General features: G+C 39.5%; 16 protein-coding genes and 1 rRNA gene. 13 read left to right on the top strand and 4 right to left on the bottom strand.

The features are described 5' to 3' along the window. The first annotated feature begins 143 nt into the window (after nt 1-143). The 13 genes from ABR397_RS15490 to ABR397_RS15430 all read left to right on the top strand — a co-directional run bounded on the left by ABR397_RS15490 (nt 144) and on the right by ABR397_RS15430 (nt 17,613). Nucleotides 144-1,337, top strand: coding sequence for a benzoate/H(+) symporter BenE family transporter (locus ABR397_RS15490; RefSeq protein ID WP_350306537.1), 1,194 nt, complete (start codon nt 144-146; stop codon nt 1,335-1,337). Nucleotides 1,338-1,484: 147 nt separating this feature from the next. After that, nucleotides 1,485-2,471, top strand: a complete 987-nt coding sequence (locus ABR397_RS15485) for a hypothetical protein (RefSeq protein WP_350306536.1) — start codon at nt 1,485-1,487, stop codon at nt 2,469-2,471. After that, entirely contained in the window at nt 2,471-3,616 is a 1,146-nt protein-coding gene (locus ABR397_RS15480) for a BamA/TamA family outer membrane protein (RefSeq protein WP_350306535.1), read from the top strand. The genes ABR397_RS15485 and ABR397_RS15480 overlap by 1 nt, the downstream gene beginning before the upstream one ends. Further along, entirely contained in the window at nt 3,613-4,734 is a 1,122-nt protein-coding gene (locus ABR397_RS15475) for a DUF4056 domain-containing protein (RefSeq protein ID WP_350306534.1), read from the top strand. The genes ABR397_RS15480 and ABR397_RS15475 overlap by 4 nt, the downstream gene beginning before the upstream one ends. 804 nt (nt 4,735-5,538) lie before the next feature. After that, nucleotides 5,539-6,117 (top strand): fimbrial protein, encoded by a 579-nt coding sequence (locus ABR397_RS15470; RefSeq protein ID WP_350306533.1) that lies wholly within the window; start codon nt 5,539-5,541, stop codon nt 6,115-6,117. Between the two features lie 67 nt (nt 6,118-6,184). Continuing rightward, on the top strand, nt 6,185-6,886 hold the full coding sequence (locus tag ABR397_RS15465; protein WP_350306532.1) for a fimbrial biogenesis chaperone: 702 nt from the start codon (nt 6,185-6,187) through the stop codon (nt 6,884-6,886). Nucleotides 6,887-6,908: 22 nt separating this feature from the next. Then, nucleotides 6,909-9,383 (top strand): fimbria/pilus outer membrane usher protein, encoded by a 2,475-nt coding sequence (locus ABR397_RS15460; protein WP_350306531.1) that lies wholly within the window; start codon nt 6,909-6,911, stop codon nt 9,381-9,383. Nucleotides 9,384-9,393: 10 nt separating this feature from the next. Continuing rightward, nucleotides 9,394-10,473 (top strand): fimbrial protein, encoded by a 1,080-nt coding sequence (locus ABR397_RS15455; protein WP_350306530.1) that lies wholly within the window; start codon nt 9,394-9,396, stop codon nt 10,471-10,473. 1,272 nt (nt 10,474-11,745) lie between these two features. Next, nucleotides 11,746-12,546 carry a protein bax gene (locus ABR397_RS15450; RefSeq protein ID WP_350306529.1) on the top strand — a complete coding sequence of 267 codons (801 nt, stop codon included), beginning with the start codon at nt 11,746-11,748 and terminating at the stop codon, nt 12,544-12,546. Between the two features lie 183 nt (nt 12,547-12,729). After that, complete coding sequence (locus tag ABR397_RS15445) at nt 12,730-14,151, top strand: MBOAT family O-acyltransferase (RefSeq protein WP_350306528.1); 1,422 nt, start codon at nt 12,730-12,732, stop codon at nt 14,149-14,151. Beyond that, nucleotides 14,138-15,286, top strand: a complete 1,149-nt coding sequence (locus ABR397_RS15440; RefSeq protein WP_350306527.1) for an SGNH/GDSL hydrolase family protein — start codon at nt 14,138-14,140, stop codon at nt 15,284-15,286. Before ABR397_RS15445 ends, ABR397_RS15440 begins: the two co-directional genes overlap by 14 nt. Next, the gene (locus tag ABR397_RS15435) at nt 15,273-16,493 is read left to right on the top strand and encodes an SGNH/GDSL hydrolase family protein (RefSeq protein WP_350306526.1); all 1,221 of its coding nucleotides are present in this window, start codon (nt 15,273-15,275) and stop codon (nt 16,491-16,493) included. Before ABR397_RS15440 ends, ABR397_RS15435 begins: the two co-directional genes overlap by 14 nt. A 196-nt stretch (nt 16,494-16,689) precedes the next feature. Continuing rightward, entirely contained in the window at nt 16,690-17,613 is a 924-nt protein-coding gene (locus ABR397_RS15430; protein ID WP_350306525.1) for a GNAT family N-acetyltransferase, read from the top strand. Nucleotides 17,614-17,669: 56 nt separating this feature from the next. Here ABR397_RS15430 and gntU read toward each other — a convergent pair whose 3' ends face one another. The 4 genes from gntU to rrf form a co-directional block, all read right to left on the bottom strand. After that, nucleotides 17,670-19,007 (bottom strand): gluconate transporter, encoded by a 1,338-nt coding sequence (gene gntU / locus ABR397_RS15425; RefSeq protein ID WP_350306524.1) that lies wholly within the window; start codon nt 19,005-19,007, stop codon nt 17,670-17,672. Next, on the bottom strand, nt 19,007-19,546 hold the full coding sequence (gene gntK, locus ABR397_RS15420) for a gluconokinase (protein ID WP_350306523.1): 540 nt from the start codon (nt 19,544-19,546) through the stop codon (nt 19,007-19,009). The genes gntU and gntK overlap by 1 nt, the downstream gene beginning before the upstream one ends. Nucleotides 19,547-19,713: 167 nt before the next feature. Then, nucleotides 19,714-20,709 (bottom strand): gluconate operon transcriptional repressor GntR, encoded by a 996-nt coding sequence (gntR, locus tag ABR397_RS15415; RefSeq protein WP_350306522.1) that lies wholly within the window; start codon nt 20,707-20,709, stop codon nt 19,714-19,716. Nucleotides 20,710-21,843: 1,134 nt separating this feature from the next. Beyond that, nucleotides 21,844-21,950: ribosomal RNA gene (rrf, locus tag ABR397_RS15410) — 5S ribosomal RNA — on the bottom strand; the annotation flags it as partial.

Here is a 21,950-nt window from a genome sequence, read left to right as displayed (position 1 = left end):
TAATTATAAAAATAGTTATTTTAGTTGCAAATCTTTCAACAAGGAATTCATCCAATGGATTACTTGTCTCTACAGCGATAACTAACTAGATTATAGACAAATTAAGATTCTTTTAACCAAAATAATTTAATATGGAGACCACGATGCGCCATGCAATTTCCCTGCGTGACCTCTCTTTTCCGGCAATCATCGCCGGATTTGTCGCTGTTTTAGTTGGGTACACCAGCTCGGCGGCAATTATCTTTCAAGCTGCGGAAGCCGCTGGAGCCACAGCTATACAGATCGGTGGCTGGCTGAGTATGCTGGGAATTGGGATGGGTATCAGCTCACTGGGGCTCTCGCTTTATTACCGAACGCCGATCCTTACTGCATGGTCAACACCAGGCGCAGCGCTGCTGGCGACAACCCTGCCAGGAACATCAATCAATGAAGCCATTGGTATATTTATCTTTGCTTCTGCCCTGATCTTGTTATGTGGTATTACCGGCCTGTTTGCACGATTAATGAACTATATTCCACAGGCACTTTCCGCAGCAATGCTGGCCGGAATTCTGTTACGTTTTGGCCTTGATGCTTTTTCTTCGTTTTCTGTCAATTTTGTACTGACTGCGGGAATGTGTCTGACTTATCTGCTGGCACGCAGATATTTATCACGCTATGCCATTGTTTTAACCCTGTTATCAGGGCTAATTATCGCCTCTTTGCAGGGAGATATTCATTTTGAACAACAATCAGCTGTCGCCTTTGCTATCCCTGAATTTATTGCACCTAGTTTTACACTCTCTTCATTATTAAGTGTAGGCGTCCCATTTTTCATTGTCACGATGGCCTCTCAGAATGCGCCTGGCATCGCCACCCTGAAAGCCGCAGGATATCAAGTCTCGGTTTCATCACTGATAAGCTGGACGGCGTTAATCGCACTGATCTTGTCACCTTTTGGTGGCTTTTCCGTCTGTATTGCCGCCATTACAGCCGCTATTTGTATGAGTCCGGAAATCCATTCCGACCCTAATCGCCGTTATATGGCCGCTGCCGCTGCGGGTGTATTTTACCTGATCGCAGGCCTGTTCGGTGGTTCAATCAGCATGTTATTCAGCGCACTGCCCACTGCTCTTATTCATACCATCGCCGGATTAGCTTTACTTGGAACCATTTCCGGCAGCTTGCTCCAGGCATTGCAGAATGAAAAACAACGGGATGCCGCAGTAATCACATTTTTAATCACCGCTTCCGGCGTAACACTACTTGGCGTAGGCGCTGCATTCTGGGGATTAATCGGTGGTGTAATAACCATGATCCTTTTATCTTTGCCTGGAAAAAATAAGGCCGTTCATTAAACGTACAGTAAAATTATAATTTTCAGCACCTTATGATATTTATTATCCATAAAACTTGTGATAGTTTGCCGGTGCTTCTGTACTCTGAAAATTATGATAGGCCATCAACAACCTTAATCTATCTACTCGCAAACCGAGTTTTCTATTATGAAACTTTTTGATATTAGTAAGTTAGCTGTTATTTCATCATGTCTGGCAATCCCCTACAGCTATGCAGATGACCGCCCAATTCTTTCTCTTTCCGTCAGCCAGTCTGGTGGAAGTCAAACAACTGCTGATGGTAGTTTATCCAGAAAACCAAATAAGCAGGAATCACGTGTACTTCCTCTTTGGGGTGATGAGGCCAGAGACAGAGGTTATGACTTACCTGAGCCTTTTGGCGCTAGTTACGGTTATATGAATATGCGCCAAAATATCGTTGTAGACGATATTAAAATTATTATACCGAACACCCCTGGATTTGAAGACACACTGGGCATTCAAACAGGCAAAACCAGAGAAAAGAATGAATCGCATATGCTCAAGCTGGATACTTGGGTTCTGCCTTTTCTGAATGTTTATGGCGTTTATGGCTGGACAAAGGGCACATCAAAAACCAATATTGAGGGAATCAGCTTTCTTGGTTCTACTATTCCTGGAATGAAAGATATTCCCTTCGCACTGGATTTTAAAGGTAAAACCTATGGTGCCGGTTTTACTCTGGCAGGGGGTTATGATCAATTCTTTGGTACCCTTGATACCAACTATACCTACACCAATTTGGATATTTTGGATGGTAAAATCAGTGCCTTGGTTGTCACACCACGTATTGGTTATGAGTTTACATTCCGGCCAATCATCCCCGGACAGGGAAATACCAAATTGCAGGTATGGACCGGCGGTATGTACCAGAGAATTACTCAAGAATTTGAAGGCAATATCAGTAATCTGAATTTACCCCCTATGTTTGACCAATTGGTAAGTGCATTCGATGATTACGATAGTATGAAGTTCAAAGTAAAACAGCATGTTGCTTCCCGCTGGAATAATACTGTTGGGGCAAGGCTGGAAGTCACGCGCAATTTCAATTTACTGACTGAAGTTGGCTTTAACAAACGTAACAGCTTCTATATTTCAGGTGAGTTCCGTTTTTAATGAAAATCCGCTGTACTCTATATGGGCTGGCTTTAGCCAGCTTTTTTATTTCTGATTTCTCATATGGTCAATTGCCTCTTAGCAGGGAAAAAATCGACGGCTGGCTGGAAAAATTAGGCGGCAGTAATACCTATGACAACGGTAAAGCCATTGACTGGGGCATTTTGCCGGGTCCTTTTTATACCCCTGAATTAGGCGCTGGCGTCGGTGTTGCCGTCGTTGGGCTTTACCGGCCAGATTATCACGACCATACCAGCCAGATCTCTTCCCTTTCCCTAAATGGATTTGCCTCTTTAACAGGTGCTTTTGGGTTCACATTTGATAACTACAGTTTTTTTGCTGATGATCAATGGCGTTTTTTTCTTTCCGGCACACTGAATAACGTTCCCACCTATTACTGGGGAAGCGGATATGACGCAGGTAAGGTAGATGATAATAAAGAAAAATACCGATCACAGGAACTGCGCCTGCAACCCAGAATGCTCTATCGGGTTGCTGATTCCACCTATTTGGGCGCTGGCTGGGATTTTTCATCACTATATGCCAAAGATCCTGATAATGGCGCGAAAAAACTATTCGCCGCAGAAAAGGACGGACAATCCATATTAAGTTCAGGTGTCAGTGTTTATTTCAGTTATGATACTCGGGATTTTCTGCCTAACGCTCATCGGGGACAAGTTCTTGATCTTATTTACACCCATTTTTCCCCGGCATTAGGCAGTGACCGCCGGTTTAACACCGTTGATATGCAATACAGCGCCTATTACCAATTAAATGAAAAATCGGTACTGGCATTCGATAGTCATGGCCGTTTCACTGATGGTCAGGTACCGTGGAATATGCTGTCGATGCTGGGTAGCAGTAACCGGATGCGCGGATATTATGAAGGCAGATACCGGGACAAAAATGTTATCAGCACCCAACTGGAATATCGACATAAACTGGACTGGCGACACGGATTTGTCTTGTGGGCGGGAGCCGGCACCATGAGTCATTACGCCGAAGATATTGGCTCAGGAAACTGGCTTCCCACCGTTGGGGCAGGATATCGCTTTGAATTCAAACCTAAAATGAATGTAAGACTGGACTTTGGTATCGGTAAAAAAAGCAACGGATTTTATTTTCAGGTGGGAGAGGCTTTTTGAAATTGCGTTTATGGATTGCCGCTCTAACTTTAGTTGCAGGATGTCAGGGAACTTTTTCACCAATTGCACCAGTACAACCTGATCTAAAGAGCGAAACAACCGCCGAAGCAACCCGTGCATGGCCGGCTCTTGACCCAACCCGTTCTCCCGAAGGATTAAGAGCCTGCTGTGCTTTTGGTTATGATTTGAAAACACAATTATTGGCTATTCCAGTCCCTTTTTATCAAATAGCTAATGTGCTGGATGCCGATGATCTTGGCGAACATCATTATAACAATAGCTTTTTTGGCACCGTCGCTTCATTAACAGGAATCAGTAATGAAAAAGTAGGGATAATATATACTCGCAGAGGTGGATTCATTGATATTTCCCATGTGCGGGATACGGCTGATAATGCAGTTTTTCTATTCAGTCAAATTTGGCCTCGTCTTGGGGAAGAGTGGCAAATAGAATTAGGCAACGAATTAGCATCACGCCGCATCCAGTTTTATCAATTCACACCACCAGCTGCGATAGAACAACGTTATACCCTAAGTGCTTATCTGGCGGTAAAACTGGCTTTTGAACTCGCCGCATGGCATGAAATTGCCCAATGGTATGGTTACCAATCTATACCGGGGTTTTCTGAAAAAGTCTCTGCATTTTCTCCTGAAGATCTCTACTCTAATTTGCTGGGAGCGCGTCTTTCCCTTTCATTGATATTGGCAGGACAAGTACCTTCAATGAAGCAATACCGCTTATCAATGCAAGCTATTCTGCCGCCTGCGCTGCATGAACTGAAAGCCCTCTCCTCTGATGAAACCCGGAAAATGTTTGAACAGATCGATGGTATCTGGTGGGACAGTAAACGTCGTGTACCTGATAAGCGCTTGGTTCTTCAACGTGATTATCACACTCACAGCGATCGTACACCGAATATGGTACCGTCAGAGCAGCAATATCCACTCAGGCTTACTTTGCCACAACAATATTCTGGCTACATATTATCTGAATTGGCCGAATTACAATTGTGGCCCAGCCACCAAATGAAAGAGCTTCCAGTGCCAGAACGCTACTGGACTGTTCTTGATTTCCCACAATTAGCAGAAAAAGCGAAAGAGCAGCAAGAGAATCATTGACCTCTATATTTCTACTGACTGCTCCTCTTCACAAAGAGAAAAAAATCTTAGATTACTATTTCTCAAATAATAATCCCATTTTACTATAATTGATTATTAATCATCATTCTCATAATGTCACATCACAATATAAAATTAACATCATCTATAATAAAAAAACTATGCCAATCACAGTTAACAAAGAAAACTCGCATTAACAAGACATTATTTCACAGGATAAAAAAATCGTATTGAAATATTTACAAAGATAAAAAACCAATAACCAGCTGATATAAAATAATTAATATTAAACAACATTTAAAAAATAAATAGAAAAATCACAAAAACATTAACCAACAAAACAAATGCAAAAAGAAATAAAATCCAATAATATAAAAATAAATAGATTTTAATTCCAAAATATATTCAAAAACAGAGTATTTTTGTTATTTTTTCGATGTTAAAAGAGGTTTACTCTTAATTTAACTTAGATAATGCAAATATCTTCTTAAATAAATCCAACCTGTCTATAATGTATATTTCCAAGTTATAAATATGTATGAACAATATCAGCTTCATCTAAGTAGATAAAATAAGAACTTACATTAGAAAAAATTAAATTTATTCAAGCTGGCTTAAGTTGCCAGATTATTTTCAACCATATAATATATTGATTTTCATTTTAAACTTATAAAATCAAACTCATTCTATAGATAGATACAGGCATTATTTTTAAATCTTTCTAATGTATTAGGGGATTCAGGGCCCCTATCTTCACCCCCTGATAAGATCAATTAAAGATGTCCCTACTCCTGGAGAGGAAAAATGAATAAACTAGCATTATCCACTGCCGCCGCTCTTATTTTTACCGGTTCTGCCGTTGCGGCTGATAATTCTGCCGGCGGTACATTACATTTCTCAGGTGCAGTTACTGACGCCACTTGTACTATTAACGGCGGCGCCTCAGCTAATTTGACCATAGTATTGGCGCCTATCTCAGTCACTCAAGCCGGACAAAAGGAAGGCTTGATTGATTTTGGTAAAAAAGCGTTTTCACTCGAATTTTCTAACTGCCAATCCAATGCAGTTGGTTTCGACCCAGCAACCTCCATGTTAAAAATCCACTTCTCATCAGCACATGCCATTGCTAACGATGGCAAGTACCTGATGAACCAAGAACTGAATGCAAGTGGCAAACCTAAAAACGTCGGTATCGCTATTGTTAAATATGCAGAAGAAAATACCCCGATCATGCTGAATAAAGCTTTGGATACGGGAATCAAGGGCTCTACTCCAGCGCCTGAAGTTGTCGATTTCTATGCCAAATATTATAAAGTAGGCACTGCTGATGCGGAACCCGGTAAAGTAATAACAACGGTGACTTATCACGTTGCTTACTTATAATCATTTACTACAACAAATAAAGCCTATTTATCCAAATAGGCTTATTTACTTTGACAAAAATAACGTTATGAAGAAATTATTTCTAGCTATATTATTCTCGGCAACAGCTTTATCTGCACAGGCCAATATCGTTATTAATACAACCCGGGTTATTTATCCGGCCGGTAATAAAGAGGTATCTGTTCAATTATTAAATACAGGCGATCAACCCTCTCTGGTACAATCCTGGATAGATGATGGCGATCCTAATTCAACACCAGAAACAGCTAAAGTTCCTTTTCTGCTCACACCCCCAGTAGTCAAAGTTGATGGCAATAACGGCCAGCAATTGAGAATAAAGCACACTAATAGCAACCTACCTACTGATCGTGAATCGCTATTTTATTTAAATGTTCTGGATATTCCACCCATTGCAGAAAACATTGCCGATAAAAATGTCATGCAGATTGCTATTCGTACCCGGATAAAATTTCTCTACCGGCCCGAAAAGCTCTCTATTTCACCTAAGCAGATCGAACAGCATGTTGCATTAAAACGCGATGGCAACCAACTAAAATTGGAAAATTCATCACCCTATATCCTGAATATCGTCGGCCTTAAATCTTCCAATGCGCAACCTAACTTATTAAATGAAGGAACCATCATCAAACCGTTCTCTTCTCATTCATTCAGTACCAATGAAAAAGTAAAAGCGGGAGACAAATTAACTCTAGCTATTGTTGATGATTTTGGTGCTATAAATAAATTAACTTTACCACTTAAACAGTGATATTAATGGCATAGCATAAAACATGATACGAAAAAAAGTTAGTCCGTTAATTCTGATAATCACCACTATCCTATATACAGATTGCTTATGTTATGCCGCAACATTTAATACTGATTTTCTGGCCGGCGAATCTGCAAAAGCGGATTTATCCCGATTTTCTTCTGCTTCAGAACTACCCGCCGGCCACTACGGTATTGATATATACCTAAATAATGACTGGAAAGGGCGATTTGATATTAATATCCAGAACGACGGCAAAGATATCTACTTATTAAGTGAAGATCTGCCAAGATTGGGGATAAAAATTGATACAAGTCAATTACCAGAATCAAACTCATCCAAAGGTGAAATTCTTCTTACTAAAGTAATATATGAAGGAACCGCTAATCTTGATGTTCCTAAACTCAGCCTGCATCTGGTCGTTCCTCAAGCTTATATTAAGAATGAACTGAAGGGCTATATCGATCCTGCCTTCTGGGACAGAGGAATTCCAGGCGCTATGCTTTCCTATAATGCCAACTATTACCATACTCAAAACAGGAATAAACAGAACAGTAACTATGAGAATGAAGATAATGCTTACGTGTCACTTAATAGCGGTTTGAACTTGTTTGGCTGGCAATTACGTGATCAATCCTCTTATTACTATACACGTTCAAGTGGCAATAAATGGAGTAATAATACCCGTTATCTGCAACGAGGTATTTCATCAATTAACGCAGAACTTCGCATTGGCGATAGCTATACATCAAGTGATCTGTTCGATTCTTTCCGTTTCCGGGGTATCAACCTGAAAACAGATATGCGCATGTACCCCGATGCCTGGCAAGGGTTTTCCCCTATCGTCCGGGGAGTTGCGCAAACTAATGCTCTGGTAAAAATCTCCCAGAATAATGTTGTTATTTATCAGGGTAATGTACCACCGGGACCTTTTGCCATTGATACTATTTTACCAACAGGTTCGGGTGGAGATTTATTTGTCGAAGTCACAGAAGCGACAGGGCGTACCAACAGTTTTACCGTTCCCTTTTCATCTGTTCCTAATATGATGAAACAAGGTCTCGGCAAATACGATATCAGTGCAGGTAAAACACAAATTGCCAACAGTCGTTATAAACCAAACTTTTTCCAAGCCAGCTATCAATATGGCTTTAATAATGTCCTGACGGGTTATACCGGCGCCATCATCAGTAAAGATTATTACTCATTATTGTTAGGCAGTGGCTTTAACCTACCGATTGGCGCTATCTCACTGGATATTTCACAATCCAGCGCCAAATTTGATAATAGCCCAACGATGAAAGGCCAGAGCTACAAAGTGTCTTATAGCCGCTATATTCCACAAACAGGAACGAACTTCTCTCTGGCGGCTTATCGCTATTCAACTAAAAACTACCTAAACCTGATCGATGCTATTAATCTACGTGACTGGATAAGCAACGGATATAACCAACAATACTATTCTCACCAGAAAAACACCTTCAATATCAATTTGAACCAAAATCTTGGTAACGGTGCGGGTTCACTTTTTATTTCAGGGACATTCCGTGATTATTGGGGAACAAAGAACAAAAACAGAGAGTATCAAATGGGGTATTCCAACAGTCTGGGTAAAATCAATTATACCCTGACGGCAAGCCGTGTCCGATATAATATCAATGATACAGAAAATAAAGAGGAGCAGCGCTATTATCTGACACTGTCTGTTCCTTTTGAACTGTTTGACTCGCCAGCCTATCTGACGAGTAATATCTCAATCAATGACAAACATTACAACAACAGTGATTTGGGATTGAGTGGCAGCGCAGGCCAGAACAACCGCCTGAATTACCACTTCAATATTTCAGATCAAAAAAGTGGCTCCACAACAACCAGTGCAAACCTGACCTATAAAACATCCGTTTCCACACTGAATAGTTCTTATAGCCAGTCCAAGGATTATCGCCAGATGGGGCTGGGTACAACAGGCAGTTTAGTCGCTTACCGAGGTGGAATTCTGGCCGCTAACCAAGTAGGGGAAACCTTTGCAATCATTGACGCACCAGGCACAGTTAACGCTTCTGTGAATGGAGATAAAAGCATGGTAACCAATAATAGCGGTAAATTGCTGATACCTTATCTTTCTCCTTACCGTAAAAACGCCATTATGCTGGATACCAGTGAAGTGCCGGAAGGGGCGGCTGAACTTATCGGTAACATCAGAGACGTTGCGCCCTATTCCGGCGCCATTACCCATCTCGGATTTAAAACAGACCAGCGGAAAACTTTTATTTTCTACGCCACTCAAGCCAATGGTAAACCTCTGCCTTTTGGTACTGAAATTGTCGATTCAGAAGATCACAGCCTGGGATATATTGGTCAGGGCAGTATGGTTTTCCTGCGAGTAGAGAAATTACCACAGCAAATTTATATCCGTATCGGTCAGTCAGGCGAAAAGAGCTGCATAATAAACAATCCACAGCCTGAAATGGACTCAACCGCCAATATTTGCCGTTAAGGAGAAAATAATGAAACTTAAGCTATTGTATCTGGCGGCTTTAATCACTCTGGGTGGCAGCAGTATCGCTTATGCGGACTGTAAACCCAATCATGCGATAACCGCACCGGCAATCACAATTGATATGACAGATAATCTCTATCTGAACAGTAATGAAACTTGGCTATTGCACACCCGGTATTCCGGCTATTTTACATGCACCAGAAACGCATTGTGGAAACAAAACTCTGTGGCTAATGGCTCTCCTTTTACCAGAAACAAGGTTGTTTTGGGGTTCAATGGCGGTAAAGATTATGTCGAAGTGGCTATCACAGATCTTTCTCCTAGCGGCACGATTAGTCTGGGAAACAGTAATACAACCTATCCGGCCAGCAAATTACAGGCCCAATTTACGCTTAATGTTAAGCTACTGAATGGCAGACCCGGAGGTAATAACATTCACGTCTTTTCCGGCAATAATGCAACACTAAAAACAGCTGTTATTGCGATGGACACCACTAATCTAGGGATCCTTGACGCCATTGTTCGTTTTGCTACAGATTTCCTGACTTTTATTCTCACCTGGGTGTGGCCAACTCATTCTGAAGATATCTATTACCAACCTATCACTATGACTTTTGATCGTAAAGAGACAACTTGTAACTTCTCAAACGCGGGATTAACAGTGAATCTGCCAAAAGTTAACCGCGCTACACTGCTTAACGGAACAAATAGAGGAGAAACACCTTTTGCACTCAATTTTGCATGCGATTATCTCAAAAACGGTAAAACTTCACGTTCAGTTAAAGCCTACCTAAGCAGTAATAATTTACTACCAAACGACAACCAAACGTTAATTGATAGCAAAGCAGGAGCCGCTAAAGGCGTTGGTATCCGTGTCTCTCAACAAGGTAATTCAACACCCATAATTTTCAGCGCTTCGCAATCTTCCTCTCGCGGAGCAACAGAGCTATTCAGCAAAAAGGCCGGCAACGTTATCGATAAACACTTTACAATCAATTTTAATGCTTACTACCACGTTTATGATCCCAAAAACATCATATCAGGGGAATTGAAAGCAACTTCTGTTCTGAACTTTGAATACAATTAACCAGGAGGCAAGGGAAATGTCCTCTATATCTCTCGGCCTAACCAAAAATTTATGTTTCAATAAGTAACAATGTGTAACAAAGTGTTTCTGCAAAAAAATCCATTTACATTTACAACTCACTCGAAACTTATGTAAGACAATGATAATCCTAATATTAAATAATCACGCATACTGGCTTAATTTCATAATAAAATGGTATGATTATATTAAAAATAGAGAAAAACATATTGTTAATTATCAACAACGAAAAAAACAACACAAAAAATATATTTTAAATTTTTATTAAAAATATAAATAAAACCATAAAAACCATGACACAGAAATATATAAAACAGATGATAATCAAGCGTGAAACAATATAGACATCAATAAAGAATATAAAATAAACATTCGATTTAATATATTGAGAAATAAAATAACAAATTAAAAATCAACAACATAAAGAAAAAACCCAAAAAGATAAAGAACAAATCATTAGATAAAAATATATTTATATCCAATTGAAAAATATAACAAACATAACTTATTTAATAAAAAGTAAAATACGAATTACATTCAAAAAATACTATTGATATAAAAACAAATAAAAAAATATTTATATTCCAAACAAACAAATCATTAAAGAGTTATTATTCTTATATATGCCTGTATTATTGTGTTATTATAATATTTATCCAAAATAGATAATTGTAACACATTGTTACTTATTTTAACTTAACATTTAGAACCATATAGAATATCCTGCACCACGCCAATGGTAATGAGTATATTATAAAATCAACTCAAGTCTGACAGATACAGCTCAATTTTAACTCACAGAGAAAAATCCATATCGGTAACAGGTTACCTTTTTATGAAAATGATAATTATTCTTATAGCGGCAATATTAATATCAATTAGTTTATTACTCGCTGCGGTGTTTTTACGATTGGCAATACTATAAATAAATGGGATCGAACTGAGTTCAATAATTTTGGATACTCTACCCACTGGTTTACAGATCATTTTTCTTTTAGAAAAAACCTCTCAGGCATGAAATGAACAAAACAATCATTATTATACCTGATGAATAGCCCAGCCCAGAAAAGCAACATTTTGTACAAAAATGACAGATAACCATCTATAAATTAATAAAAAACTATAGAATAAATTAGCAAAATAACAATTTTTATTACAGAAAATATATTTATGAATTACTAAAAACTCTGGCTATGCTGGATTTATTTTGCTAGCATTAGATTGTTTTTTATTCAGAGCAAACGAGGAAAAGCAATGCCCTCTCAAACGATGAGGACAACTGCCATCTTCGCTTTCTTTATTTCACTATTGTTTTCCGCTTTTAGTCACGCATCAACCAGCACCGCTAAAAGCATGGAGTATTCTCACAATGACGCACAAAGCAATTTGCCGGATTTGCGAAAATACCCTTCGGGCATCCCACGTAAGAAAGCGTTTTTAAATGTAGTTGTCCCTGTAATTGATAAACACAATCAACGAATTATGCAGGAACGGAAATGGTTACTGGAACACCAGAAAGCCAAACGTTGGTCCACTCAGGATATCAGGTTCTTGCAACGTATTTGCAAAAACTACAACGTGAGCTGTAGCAGCTCGCCTAAAAAAGTTAACTGGAACAAGCTACTGAGCCGTGTTGACATCATCCCAACCCATTTTGTCGCAACTCAGGCTGCAACAGAATCTGGTTGGGGAACATCTAAACTTGCACAACGAAATAACAACTTGTTTGGTATGCGTTGCGGTAACAGCTGTAAGAAGACCCAAGGTAAGATAAAAGGTTATTCCGCTTATCCGACTATCAATGATTCTGTCGAAGCCTATATGAGAAATATGAATACCCATAACGCTTATGAATCATTACGTGTTTCACGCGCTAAACAGAGGAATAGCCAGGAATCACTGAATACCAGCAAACTGATTGATAATCTTGAAGGATATTCACAATTAGGTTCTACTTACAACAGCTACCTGCATAAAGTGTTTAACAACAACAAAGGGCTTATTACCCAAGCACAAGAGTTCGCTAAAAACGACCCTGCCGAAAGTGCTAAATAAGTATGAACCCACATATATAGCCCCAGAAACTAAAGTTATCCGTTTCATAACAAAGGCATGAAGCGGATGATTTTTTACGTTCACCAGCATGTTTTTCTCATTGATAGAATATTTAGATTAAATATTATAATATTGCTCATTATTACCCTTGTATTGCGACAGAATGATTAGCCAGAGTTTAATATGAATTTCTTTTCGTTTGAGTTTCTTGGGTCCTTTGTTGCCCTTTTTCTCTTGTATTGGATGCTACAAAAAAGCGCGAAAGTACAAAACTACTTGTTGATAATCGCAAGTTATCTGTTTGTCTTTTCTTTTAATCCACTTTTCGCCGGCATCTTATTTGGCTATACGCTATTTATCTATTTTTTAACAAACATAGCTGGCAAATTTCTATCCAACCGCATCACATTTACCATTCTGACAATAGGTATTCTGGGATGCTTCACTGCATTCAAATATTACTCTTTCTTTCAGGAAAGCCTGCAACAAGCGTTCGCCAAATTTGGTTTATCCATAGATTTACCCATACTGACATTACTCCTGCCTTTAGGTTTATCTTTCTATGCATTTCACTCCGTCAGCTATGTCGTTTCTGTCACAAGAAAAGAAATGCCCCAGGCATCATTCCCTGATACCATTTTATACCTCTGCTTTTTTCCCAGTATTGTTGCCGGACCAATAAACCGGGCTAAAGATTTCTTACCTCAAATCCAGATTTCATCAAGAGTGATCATTGAACCATCAAGAGCAATATTGCTGATTGCATTGGCAATAACCAAACTATTCCTGTTCAGCTCTTATCTATCCGAAAATTATGTAAACCCAATTTTTGATGACCCTGCCAGCTACAATGCCGGGCAAATCCTGGTTGGTATTTATGCCTATGCCTGGCATATCTATTTTAATTTTTCCGGCTATACCAATCTTGTTACCGGATTAGCGCTACTCCTCGGATTCAGGGTACCTGAAAACTTTAATGCTCCTTATCTGGCGGAAAACTTACAATCTTTCTGGCGCCGTTGGCATATTAGTTTATCTGAATTTATCCGTGATTATGTCTATATTTCTTTTGGCGGTAATAAGCAGGGATTTGTACGTAAAAATCTTAATTTATTTGCCGCTATGGTCATCTCCGGTTTATGGCATGGTGCCGGAATTAACTTCATTATCTGGGGAGCTATTCATGGGTTAGGATTAATCATCCTCAATGTTAAATATCAGTTATTTTCCTCAAAAAACAAAAAAAACGAAAATACGCCTAAAAATCCAGTAACCTCATTTTTATCCAAAGTGATCACCTTCCACTTTGTCTGTCTGGCATGGGTTTTCTTCCGTTGCCCTACTCTGGATGATGCACTGACATTATTAAATCAATTGATATCAACAGATTTATTTCACTCAATAATAGCCAACGGTGGGTTGTTACTGATGTTCTGGGGACTCTTTATTATTTATCCGCAGCTGATTAATCTAAAAATAGCCGTTGGGAAAATTCATTCTCGGATTTCATGGAGATACTACCCAATACCATTAGCGATTATTCTGACTTTAGTATTTATGCTTTCACCACAAGGAATGCCAGGATTCATCTATGCTAATTTCTGAATTCAAATCCAATTTAAAAACTGCCGGGCAAGTCATTTTTATCGTGGTATTAACCAGTCTGCTGTTAATCTGGCTGAATCACCGTTCACTGGATAGATTCTGGCAACAGAAATACCACCAGCAAAGCCTGTGGGCAGCCTTACAAGGTAATCCACTCTGGGATTTAGGGGATAATCTGGAACAAAGCCTACTCGCTGCGGGAGAAGCGTTCATCTTACATACTACCGGCAATAACAGTGACAATTATCAGCCAACTCCCCTAGAAGCGAATATCACCCTTCCTGCGGGTTTTCAGATCGGGCTGAGACTTTTAGGTGGTTATACCTCTCCTATGGCAAATCTTCCGGCAACTTTCCCTGAATTATTACAAAAATCCCCTCATACTACTCATTCTGTCGGTTCATCGGTGCCCCACAATTCAGGCCATAATGTTCATTCCAATCATTCCAGTATAGTTATCACCAAAACCAATGTGACGCTGACAGCCAAGGATAAAGTGCTTTTTGCCGGAGACTCAATGATGCAGGGCATTGCCCCCCATCTGAAACGTCAGCTCTATCAGGATTACGGTATTTCAAGTATTAATCTCAGCAAACAAAGTACCGGGCTTGCGTACCCCAGCTTTTTTAACTGGCCGGAAACTATCAATAAGGCACTGGAAGCTAACCACGATATCAAGCTGGTTGTTATCTTTCTGGGGCCAAATGACCCCTGGGATATGCCGCCAAAACATGGAAGCACCTACCTGAAATTCGCAAGTCCTGATTGGGAAGACCTCTATCGCCAACGTATCGACATGATCCTTACCGAAACACATAACCACGGCGCTGATGTTATCTGGATTGGCCCTCCCAATATGCGACAGAAAAAACTCTCTGCTAATATGGAATATCTAAGATCACTGTATCAATCAGAAGTAGTGAAAGCCGGGGAAATATACGTTTCTGTTAACGACATTTTTAAATACCATACGGATGATTATTCTGATTATATTGGCGACAATAGTAACAAAATTAAACTCAGAAGCGGCGATGGTATACATTTTAGCTTGAAAGGCCAGCAAACTATCTCGGACAATATATTCTCATTGATTGAATTTATTCAGGAACCCGCTAAACAAAATGGAAAGACTTAAACAACTCCGCCGGCGATATCACTCTATCGGCCTTGGTCTGGTCATCATGCTCTCTTTAAGTCTGATATCATGCCATAAGCAAAGACCAGAGCCATTGCTAATACAACAGCCGGCAAAAGCAAACCAGCAGTTAATAGACTTTGGTGAACCCAATCTCACCTTACTGACAGATAAACTTCACAACAGCCGCCATAATCAACTGCATTTTGTTCAGATAGGTGATTCCCATACTGCCGCAGACTTTTTTACCGGCAAACTCCGTTCTCTATTACAACAACGTTTTGGTGATGCAGGTATTGGCTTTATCAGCCCAATAAATGTGCCCGGCCAACGTAACGCGATAATCAGCATAACAGGCAATAAACAACAATGGGAACTGACGACCAGTCGCAAAGATAATCAGCCTGATTTCCCGCTCGGTGGTGCAATTGCAGAACCCGATAACCAAACGAGTCAATTAACTTTAAAACTGTTTTCACCATCTCGTGATCGCTATCAACTTACAACGTTATACCAAGCAACGGGCGATTCTCAAATTCTGGTTCAGTCTGCAATCAAGAGAATACTTAAATTACCGGCAACTCACGGTCAATGGCAATTTTCCACAGAAGAATCGGTCACATTCCCGGTTAATATTATGGCAATACAAAATAATCAGTTAGAATTAGGTGGCTGGTTTATCAAACGTAAACAACCAGGTGTTATGTTGTCCGCTTTAGGTATTAATGGTGCAACCATTAATATGATCGATAAGTGGCAGCCACAATGGATTAATACATTAGCGCAAATGCACCCCGATATGGTGATCCTCGCTTATGGCGCCAATGAAGCATTTAATGATTCGCTAGACTTATCAAGTTATCACCAGCAACTGGAAACCAAGGTAAAACAAATTCGTAATCATTTACCACAAGCAGTTATCCTTATTATCGGGCCAGGCGATTCCTTGAAAAACAGTCAAGCAGCAAGTTGTACATCACAACAACCAGCAATGTTGAATGACGTCATCCGTATTCAGCAGGAAGTCGCACAAGAGCAGCACACACTATTCTGGAATTGGCGTGAATATATGGGTGGTGAATGTTCAATTAGAGGCTGGGCTCAGCAAGATCTTGCGCGCCCAGATTATGTTCACCTTTCAGCTATAGGCTATGAACGCAGTGCTGAAGCTTTATATCAGCAATTAATAAATATTCTCGATCAATAAGCAACAACGACGCTTCATTGGGAATCGTACTAAATACTAACATTGCATTTAGTGCAACAAAATCTTAGAGTTATGAACTACAATATGAACAAGTTCACAAGGTATCAATTTAATCATCTTTTTACCTACATTTAATACAATGAAAAATAAGTTTATACCATCTGTAACACATAGCGCTAAAAAGAGTATTTAAAATATGACTTTTTCAAAAAAGTATCCCAGAGGCTCTATAAGAAGATTCATTTCCGGCTGGAAAGAATGTAGTATTGAACGTTACCAACAAGCCTATTCTCTTTATGGCGGTGGAATATCTACTCATCCCAATATTGTAAATTTTTTAAACAAAAAATTTGGGAATAGTTTTATCTTTTACGTTAAAGAAAACCCAGAAACAAAAAACGTTATCGAAGGTGCGTACTTTACATGCAAAGATCATCATCTGGCAGCAAGTTATCAAAAAAACTACCACTTCGTCACTTATGATGAAATTATCTTTCCTATCGCCAAACACCTAAAAACCCTAATCCCAGGGAAATCTAAAGCCATATCGCTCCTGCACAAAGAAAATTTTATCAACGTTTGTTATGGGCGGTTAAACAAACGAACAGTCTGTCTTGCTAAAGAGAATTTTTCTTATAAAACAAAAAGAAATCGAAGTAATGAAATTAACAAATTTAAACGTTCTGGCGGGGAAATACATCAAATTAACGATTTTACCTGTCAAGAGTTTGTCGATATTTACACTACACTGTACGAAAAACGCTGGACATATAAAACGCACAATCAAGAAGAGAAAGAAAAATTAATTGAATTATATACCGAACTCAAGCAACATCTGTACGGGAATGTATTAACTATCAATGGTGCCCCGGTAGCCTACGATCTCGTCATAAAAGCAGACAGTCCCCAGTGGATTTCATTTGACGCAGTCGACGGTGGACTCGATCCTGAATATTCCAATCTCAGTGTTGGCAGTGTTTTAATGTGGTTAAATATTCAGAATGCTTCAGAACTCTGCCAGCAACATCAAAAGACTATGCGTTACTCTATTGGCAGACCTTCTCTTGCCTATAAAGATCGCTGGTGCAATCGTCATCCATTAGTCAGGAGCTTATTCTAGCTTCATCAATATCTTTACATAAGTGACTTATATGGCCGTTTTTATAGGAAACGGCATTACATCATGGCAAAGAAAGCCATCCCAACCGCCGCCCCCGTTATTCCAAGAATAGTTTCCATAATCGACCAGGTTTTCAGTGTTTGAGATTCCGTCGCACCAGTAAATTTACCGAACAACCAAAAACCGGAATCATTAACATGACTCAATACCAGAGACCCCCCGGCAATACAGATTGAAAGGGCTGCAAGTTGGGCCCCAGAATATTCTAATACATCAACAACCGGCAGGATAAGACCAACGGTTGTCAGGCAGGCAACGGTCGCAGACCCTTGAATAACACGCACTGTACCAGCAAGGATAAAACACGCTAATGCAATTGGCAGGCCTGAGCCAATCAATGCATTCCCCAACGCAGGACCAACCCCGGAATCCACCAACACTTGTTTGAATACACCACCGGCCCCGGTAACCAACAAAATAATTCCAGCAGGCTGAATAGCCGAAGAGCAAATATCCATCACTTTTTCTTTACTCATCCCACGACGAATTGCCAGACCATAAATGGCAATCAGACAAGCAACCAAAATCGCAGAGAATGGATGACCGATGAATTCAAGCCACAAATACAATTCAGAATCTTGTTCAACAAAACTCTCACCAATAGCCTTTAATCCAACCAAAGCTAAAGGAAACAAAACCAGCGACAAGCTCAAACCAAAAGATGGCATCTTACCCTGACCAAGACTGGGTTCACTCATATCAACGGGTAAATCCAACGTAACATACTTACTGACGAAACTACCAAAAATTGGCCCAGCCAGTAACATCCCCGGAATCGCTGCACTGATACCAATCAGGATCATCCAGCCAAAATCAGCATTCATCTGTGAAGCCAACAACATCGGAACTGGGCCGGGTAACAGAAACGCTGCGGCTGCCGCAACACCGGCAAACAAAGGAATAACCAGTTTCACTACGTTACCACCAGTACGGCGCGCAACTGCAAACGCCACGCCAATCAATAAAACAATCGCTACATCAAAAAACAGCGGTAAAGCACAAACCAGACCAGCGATCCCCAATGAATAATGAGCACGGTTTTCACCAAAACTATTTAGTAATTTAATCGCAATCTGATCCAGAGCACCTGTTTCATGCAGGACCTTACCAAACATCGCTCCCAGTGCGACAACAATCGCCAGAAAGCCTAATGTTCCGCCCATTCCTTCTTGCATTGTTTCGGTAATTTTATCCAATGGCATACCAGAAAAAACACCCGCCCCCATAGATACCAGTATTAACGCAACAAAAGCATGTATTCTGGCCTTCATCACCAGAAATAGCAGTAAAAGAACAGAGCCAACTGCTGTCAGCACTAAGGTTAAAGTACTCATTATTTTTCCCCTGAAATGACACTATTAATTATTTTTATTGAGTGATTAATCACTTCATCAAGAGACGATCTAATATCAATCAGATAAACATCTTTTTCATCTCTACCCGGTTCTTCTAATGCCTCAAATTGAGACACCAACATTTGAGGTTTAAAGAAATGATCTTTACGTGCTTTCAACCGATTTTCAATTAAATCAAAGTCACCTTTCATATAAAGAAATGACAGATTTTTATTATTATCACGCAGCATATCCCGGTAATGCTTTTTTAAAGCAGAACAAACAATCAGGGAAACTGGATTTGTGCGTTGCATGGCAAAAACTGCATCATTTAGTGATTTCAACCAAGGCTTGCGATCTTCATCATTCAGTGCATAACCTTTAGACATCTTATTAATGTTAGATCTTGGGTGTAAGAAATCACCATCCAAAAAAGCGGAGTCCAATTTATAAGCCACAGCATTGGCAACAGCAGATTTACCACTGCCTGATACCCCCATAAGCACAAAAACATGATTCGACTGCTGGGTATCTCTCATATAAATTCCTTAGCGTAGATATTTCACTTACAAAATGTTACCGGTAACTGTTATCGGTAACATTATCAGAAGTAGAAGTAAACTTCGCAACAACACGGAATATTCAAGAAATGGAAATGTGATATTTATCACAAATGAGCTCAAAGAATGTGAATCCAGTTGACCGATTAAATACTTTCTCCTAAAGATAACTGAAAACCGATATCGATCATTTTTTGTGGTAAATGTTCACCTTTCAGCCGTGTCATCAATAATCCAGCAGCCTTCCGTCCCATTAAGTCACGAGGTGTCAACACACTGGCAAGTTTTGGTGTCATCACCTGACCAACATCGTGACCATGAAAACCCGCTATCGCAATATCATGCGGTACAGCTATCCCCTGACGTTGACACTCAAAAATTGCTCCGATAGCAAGGTCATCATTGGTACAAAACAGACCATCCACATCAGGATACTTTGTTCTCGCTTCATTCAGTAGTTTTCCCCCTAAGGTGTAAGAAGAGCTGTCAGGTGTCATTACCTTACCTGGCTTTAAACCCACGCTTTTCATTGCAGCTTCATAACCTTCCAGGCGAATAATGGTCCTTTCATCCTGCCTTGCGCCAAGATAAATCACCCGCTGACAACCACGCTCAACCATTGCCATTGTCATCTGTCGGGCTGCTTCAAAGTTATCAATACCGACTGCCGTATCGAAACAAGGAGAAACACAGTCCATCAGCTCAACGACAGGGATACCGGCCGTTTCCAGCATCTTCAAAGTTCGCGGTGTGTGAGTACGTTCAGAAAGAATCAAGCCATCAATATTGTAGGAAAGCAGGGAAATTAAACGTTCCTCTTCCTTCTCTGAATGGTAACCATAATGAGCCAGCATGGTTTGATAACCATTACGATCTGTCACATATTCAATACCACGGATAACTTCCGCAAAAACCTGGTTAGTCAAAGAAGGCAACAAAACACCGATAGCATGACTAGTAGAATTAGAAAGAATATCTGGAACTCGGTTCGGGATATAACCTAATTCATCCAAAGCATCCGCTATTTTCTTTCGCAATTGCTCAGAAACTTGATCGGGGTTACGTAAGAAACGACTTACTGTCATTTTTGTAACACCAACACGATCAGCCACATCTTGTAAAATAGGACGTTTTTTCTTCATATTTCAATACAATACAAAATTAGTAAAAAATTTTAGGGTAATAAACACAGCGCTATAACATATTTATACACTATCAGAGAACGCTTTTTTTGAGTTTAGTCTGGTAGTGGAACAGTGATCCCGATTTATTATCTATTCAGACTCTGTAGGATAATTTTCAGTCAAAATATAATGTAAAATACAACGATAACACTTACCTACAATTCCAGCAAAAATGTAAAATTTAACAGGCAATGTTTTCTATAGTATTTGTCGGTTAACCTCAGATAAGGTTAAAGCACTAAGCTACTGGTTAATCTGCTGCTACTAATATTATCTCCCAGAAAAGAACCATTATGGGTACTAACTAATACGAGAGGTAACAGCATAAAATACAAGAGAAACGATACAGCCATTTACTGCAATGATCAGTATGCTTTAACCGGCAAATATAATTAAATAGTGACGGACTCCTATTTTCTATGCCTAATTACCGTCATTTACCAGAATTAAAAAGAGCATTCAACCCCAAATATTGGTCAGTACTAATACAACTGTATTTCTAAATACTATTCTAACTAATCATACTAATGATAATATTTTACATAACCAAAATAATGATAAGGCTGATCATTCCAGTTTTAGTTGTGATGTAAATGGAAAAATAAGTAATCAATTATCGCCTGGGGCTGATTGTAGTTATATTCATAACGATATAAAGATAGAGCGTTATTAGATTATATAAACATAACGCATGCCAAGCAGCTAACGAAAGAGGTTCAGCGCAAAAGTCATCACTGTAATAATGAAGAGGTAAAAATTTCTGGTCATTCTAAAGCAGATATTCGGACCCATCATTTTAACATAATATATTCTTATGAATATGTTGGAAGATTTCCATCATAACAAGCTGAACTTAAAATATCGTGACTCATCTTCTTTTCTATCCACTTTAAGAAGCTGTTGAATTTATTTTTTATGTCTGCTACTTACTATAGCGTATTTTGATTATTCACAGATTGATGAACAAACAGTTTGTTTCTTAAAGTAAATAGGTATCAGACGAAGCAGGCAAATAGGTCAATCAGCCGATAAAATCATTCCCCAAAACGCAAAAACCCCCAGCTTACGCTGAGGGTATTCACTTAATATAAAGCCTGGCAGTTCCCTACTCTCACATGGGGAGACCCCACACTACCATCGGCGCTACGGCGTTTCACTGCTGAGTTCGGCATGGGGTCAGGTGGGACCACCGCGCTATC

Origin of the sequence: Photorhabdus viridis (assembly GCF_040256935.1) — a bacterium.
GTDB lineage: Bacteria > Pseudomonadota > Gammaproteobacteria > Enterobacterales > Enterobacteriaceae > Photorhabdus > Photorhabdus viridis.
The sequence above is the reverse complement of the archived record's forward strand: the minus strand, read 5'-3'. Positions and strand labels throughout refer to the sequence as shown.